Annotated in this window: 2 tRNA genes and 3 rRNA genes; all 5 read right to left on the bottom strand. The window is 50.5% G+C overall.

The window, feature by feature from the left end:
* Positions 1-430, bottom strand: a 23S ribosomal RNA gene (locus AB5026_RS18905); the annotation flags it as partial.
* A gap of 317 nt (positions 431-747) precedes the next feature.
* Positions 748-821, bottom strand: a tRNA-Ile gene (locus AB5026_RS18900).
* Between the two features lie 23 nt (positions 822-844).
* Positions 845-917, bottom strand: a tRNA-Ala gene (locus AB5026_RS18895).
* A 5-nt stretch (positions 918-922) separates the two neighbouring features.
* Positions 923-1,040, bottom strand: a 5S ribosomal RNA gene (gene rrf / locus AB5026_RS18890).
* A 69-nt stretch (positions 1,041-1,109) separates the two neighbouring features.
* A 16S ribosomal RNA gene (locus AB5026_RS18885) occupies positions 1,110-1,729 on the bottom strand; the annotation flags it as partial.

Genomic DNA, 1,729 nt, shown 5'->3' with positions numbered 1-1,729 from the left:
CAAGGTTCCTCGTGTCTCGTGGTACTCCGGATCCTGCTCAGTCAGCTCTGCTTTCACGTACGGGGCTTTCACCCTCTTCGGCCGGCTTTCCCAAAACCGTTCTGTTAACTTCGCTGAATCTTAAATGCAGTCCATGACCCCGGCATGCACGCACACCGGTTTAGGCTCCTCCGCGTTCGCTCGCCGCTACTTACGGAATCGATGTTTCTTTCTTTTCCTCCGGGTACTTAGATGTTTCAGTTCCCCGGGTTCCCTTCCATACGTTATGGATTGGCGTATGGATGCATGAGGTCTGCTCATGCGGGTTTCCCCATTCAGACATCTCCGGATCACGGGATATTTGCTCCTCCCCGAAGCTTTTCGCAGCTTATCACGTCTTTCATCGGCTCTTAGTGCCAAGGCATCCGCCCTGTGCCCTTATTGCTTGACCTTTCGCTTCATCACCCTAGCGTAGGTGATGCGGTCTCTTGATTCTCGTGTCTTCCGATACTCTCGTATCTTCCGACATGTGTTTGATTACTCTGTTCAATAACAGATAAATCGATGTCTTCCTATCTTTGCGTTTGCATTAATTTCTTAATACTTTGCGTTTAAGGATATTTGATTAACTTAATCAAATCTCATGTATGCAGTTTTCAAGGTACAATGTATTGGGCTTTATTACTTAAAACCCAATGGGCTTAAGTGGACCTTTGCCCTATTGCTCATGATTATGAACTTTTCGGGGTTCTGGTTCATTTAAACCAGTGGGCTTAAGTGGACTCGAACCACCGACCTCACGCTTATCAGGCGTGCGCTCTAACCAGCTGAGCTATAAGCCCATCTTGAAATCTTTCGATTTCAGTGGAGATGAAGAGATTCGAACTCTCGACCCCCTGCTTGCAAGGCAGGTGCTCTCCCAACTGAGCTACATCCCCATTTGATCTGGCAGCCACCTGCTCTCCCACACCGTCTCCAGTGCAGTACCATCGGCCGCTTAGGTCTTAACCGTCGTGTTCGGGATGGGAACGGGTGTGTCCCCTAAGCGCATCGCTACCAGAAATATCATTATTCAGTTGCCTTGATAACTCAACAGTAAAACACATCTTGTTTCTCTACTTTTTCCTTAGAAAGGAGGTGATCCAGCCGCACCTTCCGATACGGCTACCTTGTTACGACTTCACCCCAGTCATCGGTCCCGCCTTCGGCAGCTCCTTCCTTGCGGTTAGGTCACTGACTTCGGGCGTTACTGACTCCCATGGTGTGACGGGCGGTGTGTACAAGACCCGGGAACGTATTCACCGCGGCATTCTGATCCGCGATTACTAGCGATTCCAGCTTCGTGTAGTCGGGTTGCAGACTACAGTCCGAACTGGGACGTTATTTTTGGGATTTGCCCACCCTCGCAGGTTCGCTTCCCTTTGTTTACGCCATTGTAGCACGTGTGTAGCCCAAATCATAAGGGGCATGATGATTTGACGTCATCCCCGCCTTCCTCCAGGTTATCCCTGGCAGTCTCCCCAGAGTGCCCATCTTAAATGCTGGCTACTGAGGATAGGGGTTGCGCTCGTTGCGGGACTTAACCCAACATCTCACGACACGAGCTGACGACAACCATGCACCACCTGTCTCCTCTGTCCCGAAGGAAAGACTCGGTTAAGAGTCGGTCAGAGGGATGTCAAGACTTGGTAAGGTTCTTCGCGTTGCTTCGAATTAAACCACATGCTCCACCGCTTGTGCGGGTCCCCGT

The organism is Blautia sp. RTP21359st1_E11_RTP21359_211015 (genome assembly GCF_040910705.1).
Taxonomy (GTDB): Bacteria; Bacillota; Clostridia; order Lachnospirales; family Lachnospiraceae; genus Blautia_A; species Blautia_A fusiformis.
Note: the sequence above shows the minus strand (reverse complement) of the source record. Positions and strands in the feature narration are given on the sequence as shown.